Annotated in this window: 12 protein-coding genes; 7 read left to right on the top strand and 5 right to left on the bottom strand. The window is 47.6% G+C overall.

The genetic code is table 11. The features are described from left to right. Positions 1-35: 35 nt before the first annotated feature. On the bottom strand, positions 36-440 hold the full coding sequence (locus tag GK108_RS09930) for a response regulator transcription factor (protein ID WP_163946670.1): 405 nt from the start codon (positions 438-440) through the stop codon (positions 36-38). A gap of 703 nt (positions 441-1143) precedes the next feature. Here GK108_RS09930 and GK108_RS09925 point away from each other — a divergent pair. The 6 genes from GK108_RS09925 (at position 1144) to GK108_RS09900 (ending at position 11388) form a co-directional block, all read left to right on the top strand. Beyond that, positions 1144-3438: an efflux RND transporter permease subunit gene (locus GK108_RS09925; RefSeq protein WP_163946667.1), complete on the top strand. Its 2295-nt coding sequence runs from the start codon at positions 1144-1146 to the stop codon at positions 3436-3438. Positions 3439-3584: 146 nt separating this feature from the next. Continuing rightward, positions 3585-4286: a response regulator transcription factor gene (locus GK108_RS09920; protein WP_163946665.1), complete on the top strand. Its 702-nt coding sequence runs from the start codon at positions 3585-3587 to the stop codon at positions 4284-4286. Positions 4287-4320: 34 nt separating this feature from the next. Continuing rightward, positions 4321-5688, top strand: coding sequence for a sensor histidine kinase (locus tag GK108_RS09915; protein WP_163946661.1), 1368 nt, complete (start codon positions 4321-4323; stop codon positions 5686-5688). A 183-nt stretch (positions 5689-5871) separates the two neighbouring features. Next, on the top strand, positions 5872-7158 hold the full coding sequence (locus GK108_RS09910) for a TolC family protein (RefSeq protein ID WP_163946658.1): 1287 nt from the start codon (positions 5872-5874) through the stop codon (positions 7156-7158). A 1-nt stretch (position 7159) separates the two neighbouring features. Then, entirely contained in the window at positions 7160-8248 is a 1089-nt protein-coding gene (locus GK108_RS09905) for an efflux RND transporter periplasmic adaptor subunit (protein ID WP_163946655.1), read from the top strand. A 14-nt stretch (positions 8249-8262) separates the two neighbouring features. Next, the gene (locus GK108_RS09900) at positions 8263-11388 is read left to right on the top strand and encodes an efflux RND transporter permease subunit (RefSeq protein ID WP_163946652.1); all 3126 of its coding nucleotides are present in this window, start codon (positions 8263-8265) and stop codon (positions 11386-11388) included. A 90-nt stretch (positions 11389-11478) separates the two neighbouring features. Here GK108_RS09900 and GK108_RS09895 read toward each other — a convergent pair whose 3' ends face one another. Further along, entirely contained in the window at positions 11479-13149 is a 1671-nt protein-coding gene (locus GK108_RS09895) for a RagB/SusD family nutrient uptake outer membrane protein (protein WP_163946649.1), read from the bottom strand. Between the two features lie 35 nt (positions 13150-13184). Further along, positions 13185-16313 carry a SusC/RagA family TonB-linked outer membrane protein gene (locus GK108_RS09890; protein ID WP_170305390.1) on the bottom strand — a complete coding sequence of 1043 codons (3129 nt, stop codon included), beginning with the start codon at positions 16311-16313 and terminating at the stop codon, positions 13185-13187. Between the two features lie 684 nt (positions 16314-16997). On the opposite strand from GK108_RS09890, the gene GK108_RS09885 reads away from it, so the two are divergent. After that, the gene (locus GK108_RS09885; RefSeq protein ID WP_163946645.1) at positions 16998-17225 is read left to right on the top strand and encodes a hypothetical protein; all 228 of its coding nucleotides are present in this window, start codon (positions 16998-17000) and stop codon (positions 17223-17225) included. 102 nt (positions 17226-17327) lie between these two features. On the opposite strand, the gene GK108_RS09880 is transcribed toward GK108_RS09885, so the two are convergent. Both GK108_RS09880 and GK108_RS09875 read right to left on the bottom strand, forming a co-directional pair. Beyond that, complete coding sequence (locus GK108_RS09880; RefSeq protein WP_163946642.1) at positions 17328-18665, bottom strand: vanadium-dependent haloperoxidase; 1338 nt, start codon at positions 18663-18665, stop codon at positions 17328-17330. A gap of 115 nt (positions 18666-18780) precedes the next feature. Continuing rightward, positions 18781-19260 (bottom strand): hypothetical protein, encoded by a 480-nt coding sequence (locus GK108_RS09875; protein ID WP_317166505.1) that lies wholly within the window; start codon positions 19258-19260, stop codon positions 18781-18783.

The following is a 19260-nucleotide window of genomic DNA, read 5'->3' as shown; positions in this document are numbered from 1 at the left end:
TCTCAAATTGCGTCTAGGTTAGAGAGTGATCGTAATCAGGAAGCAGACCCAGGGTTATTGGCTTCTGCCCGACGTAATACGGCCATGATTTTAGCCTTTACCTCAATCGGGTTGAATGGTTTTACTACGTAGTCGTCAGCGCCAAGTTTGAGAAAATCGATTCGGGTTGCACTGTCGGAATAAGTCGACAGGATAATGATAGGCATCTTATGGAAAAGTGGACTAGCCCTTAACGTGCGTATAAGCCCTTTCCCATCCAGATGAGGCATCTGAATATCAGACAGGATAATATCAACAGGATTCCCTTCTTCCAGCCAGCTTACCGCTTCAATCCCGTTTTCCTTGGTAACTACATCGAAATCGTCCTTTAACGTCTGCCGTAAAACTTTACGAATAAACGGATCATCCTCTGCAATCAAGACGTGATAAAGTGACTTCATTTTCTATTCTTAATTAAGCTTTATTGAGCTTGGTTCTCAAAACGCATGATTGAGTCCCTTCAGGTACGTAAAGGTAATTAATTGTTTACCAATTTCTAAGTATTATCAATAAAAGCAACAACTTTATTCCTTAGAAGAAATAACAATTAAATTATCATATTAAATTAAACTAATAAAAAAACAACATAATCCTAAAACAACAAATCATCATTTGTAAATCTAATTCACTAAAAACATTAATAGTAAACTTATAATTAATATAAGTTTAACTGAAATAGCGATATAATTACTATAAATCGAGCTTATCTGGATTTTTGGGCATTAAATAAGTTCGCAGAAATATTTATCTAAAATCTATCTGTAAATAAAACGTTGTATTAACAAAGGCATTCACAACAAAGAAAACCGAGTAGAATTACCTATAGTGTCTACCTACCTATATTGGCATCCCGAAGTGGCTACTGATTGGTTAAAAAGATTATCATTTGTAATGTTTCTCGAATCGCTGAATCTTTGCACTACCAAAAGCGGCATTCTGGTTTTAGTACCATAAGCGGCTCATTTGGTATAATCAGGCTGCTTTTCCGTTTTTATTAGATTCCTGCCAGCCTGAACCCTGCTCCAATTTTCGACAAATTGGGCTAATTACTGACCGGGCAGCGTAAGAATCTGTCCGATCTCCATGCTATAACACGATTCGCTTATGTGGATGTTAATTGCCCGTGGTATTCTAAAACTGCGGTTATTCTGGCTTAGTATTCTCATTCTGATGACTATCGGAATGGCATATCTGGGCTCCCGTTTGCAGCTTTCCTATCAAATTGCCCGTGTCCTGCCTTTATCAGATAGCACTCAACAGCATTACGAAGAATTCAAACAGCGATTCGGGATCGATGGCTCTGTTATGATCGTTGGCTGGCAGGATAAACGCTGGTTTGACCTGCCCGTTTATCAGGCCTGGTATGATATGACAGAAGACGTTCGAAAGCTAACGGGCATTAAAGATGTCTTATCCACTAGTCGGTTATACACGATTGCAAAGAAAGATACGAGCTGGGGCATCAACCAGGTCGTAACTGAACGACCACGCACCCAACAAGAGGTCGGCTCGCTACAGGCCCGCATTTTATCGTTACCTTTCTATGATGGGCTATTGGTCAATCCAGAAACACAGTCAACCTTAATGGCCGTTTCGCTTGATGAGAAAAAAGTAAACACCAAGGAGCGGTTAGGCATTGTAGCTGCCATTCGGGAGCGGGGCGAAGCGTTTGCGAAACAAACCGGTATCGACGTTCACTTCTCTGGCCTTCCAGCCATTCGAACGGAAGTTACAAAGCGAGTTTCGGGCGAAATGAAGTTGTTTATGGCCCTGGCAGCCATAGTAACAGGTCTGGTTGTCTGGATTCTGTTCCGATCATTTAAGGTAGTCGTTATTTCGCTTACCGTCGTTTTGATGGGCGTCTGTTTTGCGATTGGTACGTTATCGCTGTTCGGCTACGAAATTACGATGCTGACCGGCCTGGTTCCTCCCCTATTGATTGTAATTGGCGTTCCGAACTGCGTCTTTCTGGTCAATAAATACCACGCAGAATTGGCGGAACATGGCCAAAAGCAACTCGCTTTAGAAAATGCCATCCGAGAAATCGGGCTGGCCTCCTTCCTGGCCAACGTAACAACAGCAATTGGCTTCGGCGTATTTTACTTCACAAACAGCCGACTTTTAGTCGAATTTGGCTTAGTAGCCGCTGTGTGTGTACTGGCTGTTTATGTCATTTGCCTGCTAATGGTGCCCATTATTCTCAGCTATTTACCCGCTCCTAACATTACCAATCAGGAGTCGGCAAAGACAGGTATGTGGCAACGTATCCTGGTTCGGGTTGATAGTTGGGTGCATCATAAACGACCTGTCGTATATGGTATCATTACAGCCATTACGATCATCAGCGCCATTGGTTTGCCTATGATTCGGGTTGAAGGCTTCGTGATTGACGATCTACCTAAGAACGATCCGGTCTATACCGACATGCGCTTCTTCGAAAAGGAATTTAAAGGAGCGCTCCCTTTTGAAGTAACAATCGATACGGGAAAACCCAACGGTGTTTTCTCAGGAACCGGCGAAGCGCTGTATAAAATCAGGGCGATGGAAAAAATTATCGCTCAATACCCGGAGTTTTCGAAACCTCGCTCGCTGGTCGATGCCATTCGGTTTGCGTATCAGTCTTATCGAGGAGGAGATGCCAAATACTACGTACTGCCACCAGCAATGGCGCTACGTGATCTTGCCGCCGAAGCGCCCATTGGCACTAAATCGTCGAATCTGGCCCGGTCTTACCTCGACAGCACCAAACAGGTGGCCCGGGTAAGCTATCAGATGGCCGACATTGGCTCTATCCGTATGCAGGAATTGCTGAGCCATTTGCAACCTCGTATTGACTCGCTGTTCCGTGATACCAACTACAAAGTCAACCTGACTGGTCACAGTCTGGTATTCCTGAAAAGCAACGATTACTTATTGGGTAATTTGTATGAGAGCCTGGGAATTGCCATCCTGCTCATTGCGCTGGTTGGTATGGTTCTGTTCCGCTCTGTTCCCATTATTCTCCTGTCTAAGTTACCCTGCCTGATCCCACTTTTGGTAACGGCTGGTATCATGGGCTATGCCGGTATTCCATTCAAGCCCTCCACCATCCTGATTTTTAGTATAGCCTTTGGGCTTTCTTCCGACGGGACGGTCTATTTCCTGACGAGCTACCGTCAGCAACTGGAGAAAGGACTGGCACCAGGAGCGGCCATTTCTTCGGCCATTCAGGAAACGGGCGTTAGCCTGATCTTTACGGCCCTGATTCTAGCCGGTGGCTTTTCTGTTTTTGCAGCCTCTGGTTTTGGCGGAACGGCAGCGCTGGGTGTTTTAGTAGCGACAACTGTCCTGATGGCTTGTCTGACCAACCTTATTCTTCTGCCAGCTTTGCTGCTAAGTCTGAAACGGTATCGCGTATAACAACAGCAAGATATTGGCTAATGGCTTTCAGACGTTGAATACTAGATACTGGACCAAGACCAGGCAATAGGCCAATAGCCGACCGCCTGGGAACCCATTGTTTATAAGCTCCTATTAACCTCCAGTATCGGAATCGCGCAACGCACATGGCCAAAAAGAAGATATTAATTGTTGAAGATGACCGCCGTATTGCTCAGAACATAAGTCGTGGGTTATTGGACGAAGGTTATCTGACCGAAGTAGTGTACGAGGGGTTAAACGGTCGTCAGGCTGCGTTAAACTCAGCCATCGACCTGTTGATTCTGGATCTTAATTTGCCCGGTCTGAGCGGCTTCGAAGTGTGTCGTTCCGTTCGGATGGAGCGGCCACATTTACCCATCATTATTCTGTCTGCCCTGGGGGAAATCGAAGACAAAGTGGAAGGATTAGCTTTGGGCGCTGACGACTATCTGGTAAAACCGTTCGACTTCCGGGAGTTGATTGCGCGGGTAGCAACCTGCTTTCGCCGATCAGCACTTACAAGTAATACAGTGGAAGCGGAAGAAATATGGCAGGTCGCCAATCTGACCGTCAACGCAACGACTAAAGAAGTTAGGCGGGGCGACACCCTCATCGATCTTACGGCCCGCGAATTTGCGCTGCTCGAATTCATGATCCGCAATAAAGGACGGGTTCTTCCAAAAGCCGATATTGCAGAAACGGTTTGGAGTCTTAATTTTGATCCAGGCACTAACGTCGTTGAAGTGTACATCAATTACCTGCGCCGAAAAATTGATCGAGATTTTGACCCAAAACTAATTCATACCCGTCCGGGTATGGGCTACGTTCTGAAAGAAGAGCGAGACTGATTCGTCGCTTGGCCTCCCTTAACCCTGCTCCTCTATGTCTATACGGAACCGCATAGCGCTGCAATTTTCCATAATCGTTGCCTCGATCCTGATCGTATTTTCGGTGGTTATTTACGTCGTATCGGCGACCTACCGGCGGGAAGAGTTCTACGAACGGCTCAAAAACAAAGGACGTACTACGGTTCGGTTTCTGGTTGAAGTCAATGAAGTAGACCAGAAACTGCTTAAAATTATCGACCGTAATACGTTAACCGCGCTTATCAACGAAAAAGTACTCATTTTCGACTCGCGTAACCACCTCATATACAGCAGCGTAGACGATCAGATTATTCACTATAATGCTAAACTGCTGAACGAGGTTCGTCAAAACGGAGAAGTTGAAACCTACAGTGGTGATAATGAGCTGGTGGGGCTGTTATACCGGCAAAATGGTCGTGAACTCGTAGTTCTGTCATCGGCCTACGACCGGTTTGGCAGAAGCAAAATGGAAAATCTCCGGCTTACGCTGGGCTGGGGCTTATTGGGAGGACTAAGTATTACGATTGGACTGGGGATATTCTTTGCCGGGCAATCGTTACGTCCTATCAGCCGCATCAATGAACAAGTTTCGGCCATAACGGCCCGTAACCTCCGTCAACGGCTCGATGAAGGAAACCGCCAGGACGAAATTGCCCGGCTGGCTATTAACTTTAACGACGTGCTCACCCGGCTAGAGCAAGCTTTTGAGCAACAACGTAGCTTTGTTTCGCATGCATCTCATGAATTACGTACGCCATTAGCTGCGCTTAAATCCGAAATTCAGCTGGGGCTTCGCCGTCCGCTTACCGTACCCGAGCACGAAGAGGTTCTGGCGAATCTTCTCCAGGACACCGACCGACTGATTAGCCTGACTAACAGCCTTTTATTCCTGGCCCGCACACTGGAATCCATTCAGAGTGTCCCATTCCAGATTGTTCGAATCGACGATATCGTGTTTCTGGCCAAAGATGAACTGCTCAGTGCCAAACCAACGTACCGGATTGAAATTGACTACGAAAATATCCCCAACGACGAGAACGAAACTCAGGTAACGGGGAATGAAGATCTACTCAAACAGGTTTTGCTCAATCTGTTCGACAATGCCTGTAAATATTCGCCAGATCATACGGCTCGCGTCCGTATCAGCACAGACCATCAATTCTGCCGAATTGCCGTCCATGATCAGGGCATTGGTATTTCAGAAGAAGCGCAGCAACATATTTTCGAGTCATTCTATCGAGCCAATAACGCCATGAATTACGATGGCTTCGGCATTGGTTTGTCGATTTGCGCCAAAATTATTGAGCTACACCAGGGAGAAATTTCCGTCACCAGCCAGCTACAGGCGGGCAGTACGTTTACGATATCGCTAGCGCATATCTGATGCTTGGCTATTGGCTTTTTCAACGGTCAAGAATCGGTTATTGAGAACTATAAACCATAACTAATACAGGCATCATCACTTTTCTAATCATTTTCTAATGTTTTTCTAACTCTCCCCTAAGTCACTTCTAAGTCCGCTGTAATAGCCAGAAACGAACTTTGCTACCGTATTTAATTGAATCAAATGCGATTGCGGTTCACGTTCTTCTGTTTCTTATTTATTTTTTATCATCTGAGGGGTTCCTCAGCCCCTACGCCATCCGGTATGGCGCAGGATTCGCTTACTCTCACTCTTCAGCAAGCCGATAGCCTATTTCTAAAAAATAACCTTCAGCTCCTGGCCGAACGATTTCGCATCGACGCCAGCCAGGCCCAGGTAATACAGGCCAGCCTCTACGACAATCCGACCGTCAGTGTTGAATTGAGTACGTACAACAACGAAACCAAGCGCGTACTGGACGTAGGTCGTCAGGGCCAGAAAACGGTGGCTATTGAGCAGTTGTTATATACCGCCGGGAAACGTAACAAAAGGATTGCGCTGGCAGCAGAGGCCGCTCATCTGACAGGTCTGGAGATGATGGATCTGTTACGTGGCCTTCGTTTCGACTTACGCACCCGGTTCTATTCCATTTATTTCCAGCGGCAGACGCTGGCCCGATTCGATCAGCAACTCGCTACGTTGCAAACGACTGTTTCGGCCTACGAAAAGCAATATGGGAGAAACAACGTTTCATTACGGGAACTACTTCGCCTGAAAGCTCTTCTCTTTCAGCTGAATAACGACCGGACCAGTATTATTTTTCAGCTGGCCGATGACGAGCGGGCACTACGGACGATTTTGTCGGTTGAATCGCCTATCCGTCCCATCGTCAATGAACAAACCTTAACCCGTTATCGGCTGCCCGTTCAGCCCGACGATACGTTACGCCAGATGGCACTACGTCGTCGGCCCGATCTGCTGGCGGCCGAATCGCTTACGCGTCAGGCCGAACTCAACTACAACCTCCAACGAGCCCTGGCCGTACCCGATGTGCGCGTTGGCGGAGCCTACGATCAGGCAGGAAGTTACATCAACAACTACGTCGGTCTCTCGCTGTCGACAGATATTCCGCTCTTTAATCGAAATCAGGGTGCTATTCGGGCTGCGAAAAGCCAGATCAGCTACCAGAATCAACTGCAGAAACAGCGCATCATTCAGATTAGTAATGAAGTCAGTACGTCGCTGCAAAAAGTTCGGGAGGTTGAACGGCGAGTACAGACTCTCGAACAGGAATTCAGCGAGCAGTTCGAACTGCTTAACCGGGGTGTGATTACCAACTTCCAGAAAGGTAACATTACGCTGATCGAATTCGTCGATCTGATCGAAGCCTACAATGACAGCGTACAACAACTGAATCGGCTTAAAGCTGATCGGGTTAGCGCTTACGAAGAATTGAATTACCTCATTGGCGAAGACTTATTCAAGGAATAACATGAACATCAATAAACGTCACATCCCGCTGTTGGCACTAGGCTTTCTGGCGCTTGCCTCCTGCGAACCGAAACCCGCACAAGAAGAGGAAAAAGCCTTCCGATTGTCGGACACAATGCTGAGCCGTATTAAGCTCGATAGCGTTGTTGCGCAGCCGGTACGTAACGAAATGACACTAGTAGGCAAAGTAGTGGCCGACGAAAACCGGGTTATCAAGGTTTTTCCGCTAGTGGGCGGTAGTGTGGAAGAAGTAAAAGTCGAACTGGGCGATTACGTTCGGAAGGGCCAAACACTGGCTTCGATCCGGTCGGGCGAAGTGGCCGATCTGGAACGGCAAAGCATTCAGGCCAATGCCGATCTGTTGCTGGCCGAAAAAAACCTACGGGTTGCACAGGATCTGTTCGAAACCAAACTCAACTCGCAGCGCGAGGTCATTGCGGCTCAGAAAGAAGTAGAACAGGCGCAGGCTGAAGTCAATCGAATTAAAGAAGTGTCGCGAATTTACGGCATCGGCAAATCATCCATTTATACGGTTAAAGCGCCTATTGATGGCTACGTGATCGAGAAAAATGTGAACCGCGATATGCAGCTACGTTCCGACAACGCCGACAATCTCTTCACCATCGGCCAAATCAGCGAAGTCTGGGTACTGGCCAACGTCAATGAAAGCGATATTGGCCGGGTCAAACAAGGGATGGAAGCGTCGATAAAAACGCTCAGCTATCCCGACGAGGAGTTCAAAGGGCATGTCGATAAAATCTACACGGTTCTTGATCCCAATACCAAAGCGATGACGGTACGTATTCGCCTGGATAACAAAAGCATGAAGCTAAAGCCCGAAATGCACGCAACCGTTACGCTACGGTATACGGCAGGTGGGCAACTGGCAACCGTTCCAGCTAATTCGATCATTTTCGACCGCTCAAAACGCTTCGTCCTGGTCTATAAAGGGCGTTCTGACATAGAAACGCGCGAGGTCGACGTACTGAAATCGTTAGGTAACGTTGCTTACATCAATCAGGGTGTAAAACCAGGCGAAAAAGTCATTTCCAAAGACCAACTGCTGGTCTACAATGCGCTGAATAATTAAGCGGAGGGAAACCTATGAACAAACTCATCAATAACATAGTCGGCTTTTCGCTTAAAAACCGATTTTTTGTCTTTTTCATGACCGGGGCGCTGGTAATAGCGGGTGTGTACAGTTATCTGAACACACCGCTGGAAGCCTTCCCCGATGTTACCAATACGCAGATCATTGTCGTCACCGAATGGAACGGCCGGTCGGCGGAAGAAGTCGAACGGTTTGTAACAGTACCTATCGAGGTCGCCATGAACTCCGTTCAGCGGAAAACCAACGTGCGGTCAACCACCATGTTTGGCCTGTCGGTATTGAAGGTCATTTTTGATGATGGTGTCGATGATTTTTTTGCCCGGCAGCAAGTCAATAACCTCCTGCGTAACGTATCACTTCCCGAAGGCGTTGAGCCCGAAATTCAGCCACCTTATGGCCCAACGGGCGAGATTTTCCGCTATACACTGGAAAGTAAAGATCGCGACAGCCGGGAATTGCTAACCCTGCAAAACTGGGTAATCGACCGTCAGCTACGTAGCGTACCGGGCGTTGCCGACGTAGTGGCCTTCGGTGGACGCGAAAAAATGTACGAACTACGGGTCAACCCAACCCAGCTAACGAAATACGATATTACGCCGTTGGAGGTCTATCAGGCCGTTACGCGTTCCAATATTAACGTTGGTGGCGATGTGATTGAGCGGAATGGTCAGGCTTACGTAGTGCGTGGAGTTGGGCTGCTCACGTCCATTCAGGATATTGAGAATATCATTATCGAAGAAATGGGCGGAAACCCGGTTCTGGTCAAGAACGTAGCGGAAGTGGCCGAATCGAATCTACCGCGCGTTGGCCAGGTGGGTCTGGACGCTAATGACGACGTAGTGGAAGGCATCGTTGTACAGCGAAAGGGCGAAAACCCCAGCGAAGTATTGGCACGGGTAAAAGACAAAATTGAGGAGCTAAACACGCGCATTTTACCGTCAGACGTAAAGATGGTCACCTTCTACGACCGCGATAATCTGATCGAGTTCTGTACGCATACGGTGCTGCACAATCTCACGGAAGGAATCGTTCTGGTAACGGTCATTGTCTTCCTGTTCATGGCCGACTGGCGCACAACCTTCATCGTGTCCATCATTATTCCGCTGGCGCTCCTGTTTGCATTTATGTGTCTGCGGCTGCGGGGGATGTCGGCCAATCTGTTATCGATGGGAGCCGTCGATTTCGGGATCATTATCGATGGAGCGGTGGTAATGGTAGAAGGCGTTTTTGTTACGTTAGACCATATGGCCCATCGAGTCGGCATGAGCCGGTATAATCGGATGGCCAAACTGGGACTCATTCGCAAAACGGGTGGCGAACTGGGGAAAGCCGTTTTCTTCTCCAAGCTGATTATAATTACAGCGCTGCTGCCTATTTTCTCGTTCCAGAAAGTGGAAGGCAAAATGTTTTCTCCCCTGGCCTGGACACTCGGATTTGCGTTGCTGGGCGCTCTGCTGTTTACGCTGACGCTGGTACCCGTGTTGTGCTCCATCCTGCTGAAGAAAAACGTACGGGAAAAGAACAACCCCATTGTCAATTTCTTTGAACGTATCGTTATGCGAGGATTTGGCTGGTGTTATCGGAATCGCCGGTTAAGTTTAGTAGCCGCAATTGGTTTCATGGGTGCTACGTTCTTTTCGTCAACTATGCTGGGAACGGAATTCCTGCCCCAACTAAACGAAGGAGCTCTTTGGGTTACGGCCGAGCTGCCCATGAGTATGTCGCTACCCGAAAGCGTTGCTATGTCAAAAACCATCCGGCAGGATTTAAAATCGTTTCCAGAAGTAAAACAGGTGCTTTCGCAGGTGGGTCGTTCGAACGATGGTACCGATCCTAATGGGTTCTATTTCTGTCAGTTTCAGGTCGATCTTCGCCCGAAAGATGAGTGGACACGTTCGATCACGACTGAACAGCTCACCGACGAAATGGACGCCAAGCTGCGAAACTATGCCGGTGTACTGTATAACTACTCGCAGCCGATCATCGACAACGTAGCGGAGGCCGTAGCCGGATACAAAGCCAGTAATGGTATCAAGATTTTTGGCCCCGATGTGTACGAGCTTGAAAAGTACGCCAATCAGGCGATGGAAGCGGTGAAAGACGTTGACGGCATCAAAGATTTAGGTATCATCCGTAACGTAGGGCAACCCGAGATGAGCATTTTATTTCACGACCACAAAATGGCGTTATACGGCGTGTCGACCGCCGATGCCCAGGCTGTGATCGAAATGGCCATTGGTGGCAAAACGGCCTCCATTCTGTACGAAGGCGAACGCAAATTCGATATCCGCGTTCGTTTCCTACCCGAATATCGCCAGAGCGACGATGATATTATGCGACTGATGGTACCCACCATGAGTGGCGGAAAAATTCCGCTGAAAGAGATTGCCACCATCCGTCAGGTAACAGGACCGGCCTTTATTTATCGTGACCTGAATCAGCGGTTTATCGGTGTCAAATTTTCGGTACGTGGCCGCGACCTTGGCAGTACCATTGCTGAAGCTCAGCGACGAGTAAGCGAAAAATTACAGACGGAGAAAGGGTATTCGGTTGAATGGGTTGGTGAATTCGAGAATCAGGTTCGGGCTACCGATCAGTTAGGCAAAGTGGTACCAATCAGTATTGCCGCCATTTTCGTCATCCTGTTCATTACGTTCGGAAATGCCAAAGATGCCGGGCTCGTATTACTCAACGTACCGTTTGCGCTGATTGGCGGTATTCTGGCTCTACACGTAACGGGCATGAATTTCGGTATTTCTGCCGGAGTTGGGTTCATTGCCTTGTTCGGCATATGCGTCCAAAATGGGGTTATTCTGATTACTGTTTTCAACAAAAACCGACAGGAACGTATGCCGCTGGATGAGGCTATTCGAGACGGCGTTCAGTCGCGCGTTCGTCCGGTAGTCATGACAGCCCTGATGGCCGCTATCGGTCTATTCCCCGCTGCCATTTCAACGGGTATCGGTTCCGAAACGCAGAAGCCCTTGGCGATTGTTGTGATTGGTGGTCTTATTACCGCCACCGTCCTGACATTGTTGGTTTTCCCAATCATCTACCGGCTTTTCTACCATAAAAAACGGGCAATAAAAGCAGGTACCGAAATAGCAGAAGTAGTTTGATAAATAAGAAAACCCACCCCCATATAGTAGGAGTGGGTTTTTAGAGGATGATCGTGCAACCCGCCCTTTATGAGAGCGGGTTTTGCCTTTTTACCAGCCGGGGTTCTGCTTCAGCGCCGGGTTCAGAGCGATTTCGTTGATGGGAAGCGGCCACAGATAATCTTTTGCCGGATCGAATTTGCGGAAACTAGCCTCCTGAACCAGTATGTAATTATCCGATGTCAGTCGAACGGCAGCTACTGTTCCAAATTCTGACTTGAAGAAATAGTTACCCAAAACAGGTTTTGGCAATTCTGTTTCGGCGGTTTTCCAGCGGATCAAATCCCAGTAACGGAAGCCTTCCTGAGCTAATTCCACCCGGCGTTCCCGACGGATTTCGTCCCGAATAGGTAAGCCATTGGCCGTTGCAAACGCATTGGTCAGTTTGGCTACTCCCCCACGCTGACGCAGACGATTCACGGTTAAATCGAGATCGGCATCACTGATTGAACCGTTTAATTCATAAAGAGCTTCAGCATACGTAACAAGTACTTCGGCGTAACGTAGTATGGGCCGGTCGATGGTCGATGCCTGCGTGTTCCAGTCATCAATGTTCGACGTTTTGCGGAACATAAACCCGGTTTTATTGAAAACCAGTGGCGCAATATCAAAGATCGGTTTCGTCGTCATCATGGGGTCGCCCTTCTTCATGAACGTATCGCTCATGCGCGTATCGCGATCCACAAAAACGTCGGTCGATACAACGGGCGCTTTGTATAAAGGCGACTTATTGATCGGGAGTCCATCTTTATAGAGATAAGAATCAGCCAGACTTTTGGTTGGGTTCATGTTTCCAGTCTCCAAGGTTCCCCGATAATAGCTGTGCGTGACAACTCGCTCCGTTAACGAGACACCGTATTGCCGAACGATAATGTTTTCCCGGTTTTGGCGGCCCTCGCCTGGCAATTGCCACAAGTCAAAATATGACCCGGTGTAGAGTTCATGCTGTTTACTATCAATGACAGCTTTAGCCGCATCGACTGCAGCCTTCAGGTGTTTGGTTGGCTCGCCATAGTTATGGTACTTCGAGCGTGTTCCTTCAAACAAGGCAACCCGCGCCTTAAACGCCAGTGCAGCCGTATTACTAATCCGACCATAGTCGGCTGTGCCTAAAGCCGTTGGGGTTGGCAGCTTCTGAGCTGCATAATCCAGATCCTGATAAATCTGATCGAAAATAGCAGCACGCGGACTAGCAGGTTCGTTTAACTCAGCAGATGTTTCGTCCAGGGTTTTCAGTATGAGTGGTACGTCGCCAAAGCGCTGAACCAGATTATAATAACCAAAAGCCCGAAAAAAACGAGCCTCGGCTACGTAGCGGTCGATAATTGACTGAGCCGTATTAGCAGCGGCTCTAGGCGCTTTTTCGATAAGGTTGTTAGCTGCCCGAATGAGCAGATAATTAGCCGTATAGTTAGCATCAGTAGCCGGAGCCAGACGAGACCCATCACTGATGCTATTAGATGCTAATCCAAAGGCGTCATCCGACCAAACATCCTCGCTGGCATACGTAACGTTATACGTCGTGCTATATCCCTGCGGAGTTAGTGTACCAAACGTTGGCAGATACGTATACAGGTAATTGGCTGCAAATTTGAGGTCGCCTTCCGAGCGCCAGTACGTCTGGTCGCTGATGGCCGTTTCGGGAAGCCTTTCCACTTCACAAGCTGGTAACCCTACCAACATGCCCAATGAAATAGCGGTATATTTAAGTAGTTTATTCATTGACGTTATGAATTCGTTCTTCGAATGACAATCGATTAAAAGGAGATATTTAAGCCCATTGAGGCTGTAGCAAAAAACGGATAGTCGTTCTGTACGCCATCGCGTGTCTCAGGATCATAATATCCCTGGAAGGCTTTCAGGCCCGAAATGGTGAATAAATCCTGCCCCGAGAAGAAGAGCCGGGCCTGATTGATACGTGCTTTCTGCGTCAACGTAGCAGGCAGCGTATAACCGAATTGAATGTTTTTCATCCGAATATAGCTGGCATTGAGCGTCCACTTATCCGACGCCAGGTAGTTATGCGTAGCTCCAACATATGGGCGGGGATACAATGCATTTGGGTTTTCGGGCGTCCAGTAGTCGCTGTGAATGGCTAACGCCTGTTTCCACGTAACAAGTAATGGGGCAATAGACTCTTGATTGGCCCGATAATTCCGCTGGCCTACTCCCTGTAGGAAAACGGTAAAATCAAATCCTTTCCACTGTGCACTCAACGTGAAGCCATACTGATACCGTGGGGTGGTTGTACCCAGCAACAACAGATCGCCATGATCAGCCACCGAGCCTTTACCGACCGTAATGCGACCATCCCCATTCTGATCGATGTATTTCACGTCACCAGCACCCGATCGGTTATCCTGAAAGGCCCAGTTTTTCACTTCATCAGCGGTCTGGAAATAACCAGCCGTCTGATAGCCCCAAATGGTATTAATCGGGTAGCCTTCGATCAGATTGTTAGTTCCGGCTCCCACCACCGTACGGCCCGAATAGCTTAACAGTTTATTATTGTTGTCCGACAGGTTAGCCGACACCGAGAACGTGAAGTCTTTACCGACCTGACCACGATACCGCACTTCCGTTTCCCAACCCCACGACTTTAACTCACCGTTGTTTTGTCGTGGTGTACCAATACCAATCGTACCTGGCAACTGCATGGGCGTAAGCATGTTGCGGTTATATTTTACGTAGTAATCGCCAGTAAACTGAAGTTTGTTCTGGAAAAACCCGAGGTCGATACCGATATCGCTGGTTTCAATCGTTTCCCAGGATAATACTGCCGACGGAATCGAATTCTGGTAGAGATAAGAGGCTCTGGAATCGCCCAGCACCAGGTTGGATCCACGGCTCAGTTGGCTTAGATAATCATAGTAACCAAGGTTATCTCCCAAGGCACCACCTAAACGACCCCATGATCCACGAAGCTTGAATTCAGTAAATACGGGTAATGCGCGGGCAAACCATTCTTCGCGTTGCATATTCCAGCCTGCCGATACGGATGGGAATACCTTCGTCCGTAAACCAGGTGCCAATTTAGAGCTTTCATCCTGCCGAATCGTAGCTTCAAACAGGTACTTGCCATCATAGTTATAGTTGAACCGACCAAATACGGACTGGAATGCCCGCGCTCTGACGTACTCGCTATTCGTTTTTGTTTTATCGTCGCCCAGATTCAACGTTGGCAAATCATTACTAACCAGGTTCGTCGATCTTGTTGTTACGCCTTCTTCCCGATAATCCTCCCACTGATAACCGCCCAGAATGGTAAAGTTGTTCTTTTCCCCTACTTTCCATTCATAGGTTGCCAGAAACTGCAGGTTTGTGTTCCGTACTAATTCATTGGTAACCTCATAAAAGTTGGGGTTGTTGGCATAACTCAAAATCCGTGATTTACCCCATAGTGGTACAGTGCGCGAGAATATTTGCCGATTGGCCGGCCTATATTGGACCCCGGCCACGGCACGTAGTGTTAGGCCTTTCACGAAATTGGCCGCCTGCAAATTCGCCACTCCATCAAACTGGCGTTTGTTGTACGTGTTATAGCCTCCTGATTCCAGGATACCATAGGCCGTTGCTGCCGAACCAGCTCCATTATAACGGCCTTCCGGCGTAAAGAACGGCGTTCTTGTCCGCAATCGGTAGACCTGATAAAGCAACCCCTCTCCATCAACACCAGCCGATGACTGCTGAATACGTTCGAGCGTGTAGGATAGTCGAGTATCGAGACTCAAGTGTTTGGTAAGCTGGGCACCCAGATTTAAGCGTAGATTATAGCGTTTGGCATTATCAGGACCCACTTTAAAAACACCCTGCTTATCGTAGTAGCCTGCCGATAACATAAAATTAACCTTATCAGAACCGCCCCGTGCCGTGAAGTTATGGGTCTTCATCGACGTATATTTACGTAACAACTGGTCGGACAGTGACTGCTGGTTATAATACAGATACGTACCTGTATCGGCTGGATTCACTACGTATGGAATACCATCACGGATACGTTGTAGGTCTTCGTCAGTATATTCAGGTGCGCTGCCTGAGTTTTTGCGGGCCAGGTTTGAAAACAAAGCCTCATCTAGCAAACTCATCCGGCCCGGTACGTTAATGGCCCAGTCAGTACCGTACTGCGCCAGATAATCGAACGTAACCTTTCCTGCTTTCCCTTTTTTGGTCGTGATCAAAACTACTCCGCCTGCAGCCTGCGCTCCGTAAATAGCTGCGGCAGCAGCATCCTTCAACACGCTGATATTTTCAATATCGTTTGGGTTCAGCGTATTCATGGTTTCGATGGGAACGCTCACCCCATCAAGCATCACTAACGGATCAACGTTACCGTTGGCTGACGTAACCCCCCGAATCTGAAGTCGAACTCCGCCCGCGCCCGGCTGACCACTCTGGCGGGTAACTGTCAATCCCGGTGTAACGCCTTGAAGTGCATTTGCCAACGTAGCAGTCGGTCGGTATTGCAATGCTTTCGAATCGACCGTCGAAACGGCTCCCGTCAGGTTCACTTTTTTCTGTGTACCATAACCGACCACGACCACCTCGTCCAGTGCTTTGTCGTCGCTTTGCAACTGGACATTGACCACCGAGCGGTTGTTTACGTCGATCTCCTGCCGGACGTAGCCGACAAAGCTGACAATCAGGACCGCGTTACCGTTTGGCACATTGATTTTGAACTGCCCCGTAGCGTCGGTCGTGGTGCCGCGTGTCGTTCCTTTTAAAACAACGCTAACGCCAGGCAGAGCCTCGCCTTTATCGTCTGTTATTTTCCCGGACACCAGTTGGTCAGCCATAATAGCAAAAGCAGTTCCTCCAGAAGCCATGCGCCATAGGAGCAAACTGATTATACTTAGCCTAAAGAGTAAGTAGAAATTTGTTTTTTTCATAGGATGATAAACGATTATAATAAAGCGGTTGGAAAACAGTAGGGAACAGGTCAACGGCGTACCAATCAGGACAAAACCTACTTAAGTAATAGTACTATAGAGCATTCAGTACGTGTCATGGCGAGCACACTCGATGAACTAGTATGGTATTACTTATTGAAAAAATTCAAAATATGTCCTTAGGTGGCCGTCTCCTTGCTATTAAAACATACCCCCTACAGGTCATCTACTCATCAAAAAAATAGGAATAGCTTAGATAAATATAGAAATAACACAATTTTTATACTAAAAAAATCATAAAAACCGAATGCAAACGTTGCCGCAAACGTTTGCATTCAGAAAAAAAATGTTAAAATTTTTTCGATATTTATTAAAATAGTCTTGGAATAGCGTATTTGACTCGTTGCTATACTTTGCCCAGAGCTACTACCATTTCTCTACGCTACCTCAAAAAAGTTATATTTACCTTTAAGTAAATCAACGAGAAATACTCATAAGGTGTCAGAAATTGGAGCTATCAAAAATCGATTAAGTATAAATTCTGCTACCACCTATATATCCGTCGTTCATAGGCCCGTTAGATACGATTTAGGGAGTAAGAAGTAGACTCCCAAAAGGACGATACGTTATTTTTGGAGTCTACATCGTTATTTAGTTGGCATAAGAGCCTATAATTTCTCAATCATGAAGCGTTTACAAGTATTTCTCTTTCTCTCAGTTGGACTTATGGCGTGTGAGGGCGGAGTTTTTAAGAAGAAAAACTGCAAAACCTGCGAAACCTTAACCTATAATGCACAGAATACGCAACCCAGCCGGATCGAGAATAGAGTTTGCGGTGACGAAGTCGATGCCTACATTACGTCTAACAACATCACTACCAGTAGTCTGACGGTTGTTACGACCTGCAAATAGCACCCTGTAAATCAAATTCGTCTCCCAATAGCCTGGTGCTACGTTGGGAGACGAATTTGATTTATGCCGGTACCACTTGTTACGTACTATCAGATTCTGGGTTTATTTTCCAGCAAGTTCTTTCGACACTAACTTGGTCAATACCCATTCGCCAATGTGTTCTCCCTGCCGGGTTCCCTCTTCTACCCCATCCCGAAAATGAATACCGCCATAAACCCGGCTAATCGATGCTTCCTGATACGCCTGCTCAATGGATGAAAAGCTGCGCACACCATGTCCGTATGGGTATTCAGTCGAATCGGTAAACGCTACGTTGGCGCCAACTAAATGCGCAATTACCTTTCCAGCAGCCGCCGAAATATCGCTGTGCCCGCTAACGTATTCCGGGAATGCCGGGGTTTCCAGAAACGGGCGCCAGCGAGGATCTATATTGGCATTGATGACGGTTTCAGGCCGTATGCGAACACTGCTGTACTTTTCGTCCCAACAGGCTATAAACGAATCGAACATGGCAATAGCCGACAAAGTATATAGCTGGGCCGCCTGTATCATTGTCAATTTCTGCTTACGAGCCAATGTGGTCGCAATAGCCAGCCAATGACCTGGGGGTGTCATTTTTTTACTGCCGAACATAACATGCCCTGATACGTTCGTCACGAACGCATTATCGTCCCAGAAATAAGCAATCGCCTGTTCCGTTTTATCCTGCCGTTTGCCAATCGTGTAGACCTCCTGCGTTAACTTCCAGAAAGGGCTATTATGATCCAGATCGTATTTGGCGGGAGGTGGACACCGAAACTGCTGCGCCGAATCCAGCGTAAAGGTTCGAACCGTATTCCATTGTGGCTCACAGGCATCGGCATAGGCCGGTGGCGTTGGTACCCAGGTACCTGGTTTATTCGTAACAGTATACCGAAAACCACGTGTTTCTTTATAGTGATCTTTACTGGCATAGTCCAGTACGTGTTTAGCTACCTGCTCACCGTATTGTATCGATCGCTCATAGACATCATCCGGAATGTTCAACGACTTCAGACGCGGCTGGAACTCCTTGTCGAAGTCGTCCCACATATCGGCTGAGAAGGTTAAGGCCCGGCCTACCGTCATAAACGCCTGTAAGCTAGCCAATGGAAAGCAGTACTCCTGCCCCGGTTTAGGCGCAGGCGCACTGCTCGATCCTCTGACTTTACCAAGCAACGCCGGATAGTCCGAGTAACCGGGCCGAAGTGCTTCGTAAGTCGCCAGATAGGTGTACCCATAAATCCGACTGGCAACCGGCGGCTTGAAAATATCATGAATCATAATATCGGTAAGCTTTTTCGAGCAGTCGTAGAGTAGTTGCGGATCAGAAGCCAGCGCGTTGTATTGCTCAGGCGTTGCTGTTGGCCGACAGGCAGTCAAGCCAAACAGCAGTACGATGATTGTTGATAGAAATTTCATAAAGTATAGCCTATAGTGAATCTGGGGCATTCAAGAAATGCCCAACGGGGAATAGCAAGCCAGAACCTACGCTAGAATGGCGGGTTAGCTTGACAGAAATCCAGGAAATTCAAGGCTACTTTTGTGGCGGGGGCGATGCAGGAGAATCTACCCCATTGCATAGGTCAGCATTCAGATCGGCATAGCTGATTGACCGCTCAATAACCGACACAGAGGGCAGGTCTAGTTGGCAAACAATCGGTAAAAGGTACGTTGTAAATCGATCTTTAAGCAATTTTAGCAAACGCCCTACCGGTGTTTTAGGCGATTCAGACTGATCTGTGTTATCTGTAAACTGTTGTAATTGATCAACAAGCTCAAAAAACCGTTCTTTCGCATTTTGATTGGTTTTGAGCAACGTATAAAGCGTATCATTCGCATAACGTTGATGTACAACATTGTAAAACTCATTACCGTCCTGAATCAGGCCAGCGCGTCCGTCTTCGTTTTCCCAAGGCGATACGTACGGTAATGACAATGGCAATTTGAGCAGTTTCCAATGATCATTCGTTGAAACAGGCGTTGCCGATTCGTAGGTATCCTCCAGTGTAAACAC

Origin of the sequence: Spirosoma terrae (assembly GCF_010435915.1) — a bacterium.
In the GTDB taxonomy this organism is placed as follows: domain Bacteria; phylum Bacteroidota; class Bacteroidia; order Cytophagales; family Spirosomataceae; genus Spirosoma; species Spirosoma terrae.
Note: the sequence above shows the minus strand (reverse complement) of the source record. Positions and strands in the feature narration are given on the sequence as shown.

Coding starts and splice junctions, on each gene's coding strand:
- GK108_RS09895 (WP_163946649.1), bottom strand. CDS start 13,149: ATGAATAAACTACTTAAATATACCGCTATTTCATTGGGCATGTTGGTA.
- GK108_RS09880 (WP_163946642.1), bottom strand. CDS start 18,665: ATGAAATTTCTATCAACAATCATCGTACTGCTGTTTGGCTTGACTGCC.
- GK108_RS09900 (WP_163946652.1), top strand. CDS start 8,263: ATGAACAAACTCATCAATAACATAGTCGGCTTTTCGCTTAAAAACCGA.
- GK108_RS09925 (WP_163946667.1), top strand. CDS start 1,144: ATGTGGATGTTAATTGCCCGTGGTATTCTAAAACTGCGGTTATTCTGG.
- GK108_RS09915 (WP_163946661.1), top strand. CDS start 4,321: ATGTCTATACGGAACCGCATAGCGCTGCAATTTTCCATAATCGTTGCC.
- GK108_RS09885 (WP_163946645.1), top strand. CDS start 16,998: ATGAAGCGTTTACAAGTATTTCTCTTTCTCTCAGTTGGACTTATGGCG.
- GK108_RS09890 (WP_170305390.1), bottom strand. CDS start 16,313: ATGAAAAAAACAAATTTCTACTTACTCTTTAGGCTAAGTATAATCAGT.
- GK108_RS09930 (WP_163946670.1), bottom strand. CDS start 440: ATGAAGTCACTTTATCACGTCTTGATTGCAGAGGATGATCCGTTTATT.
- GK108_RS09920 (WP_163946665.1), top strand. CDS start 3,585: ATGGCCAAAAAGAAGATATTAATTGTTGAAGATGACCGCCGTATTGCT.
- GK108_RS09905 (WP_163946655.1), top strand. CDS start 7,160: ATGAACATCAATAAACGTCACATCCCGCTGTTGGCACTAGGCTTTCTG.
- GK108_RS09910 (WP_163946658.1), top strand. CDS start 5,872: ATGCGATTGCGGTTCACGTTCTTCTGTTTCTTATTTATTTTTTATCAT.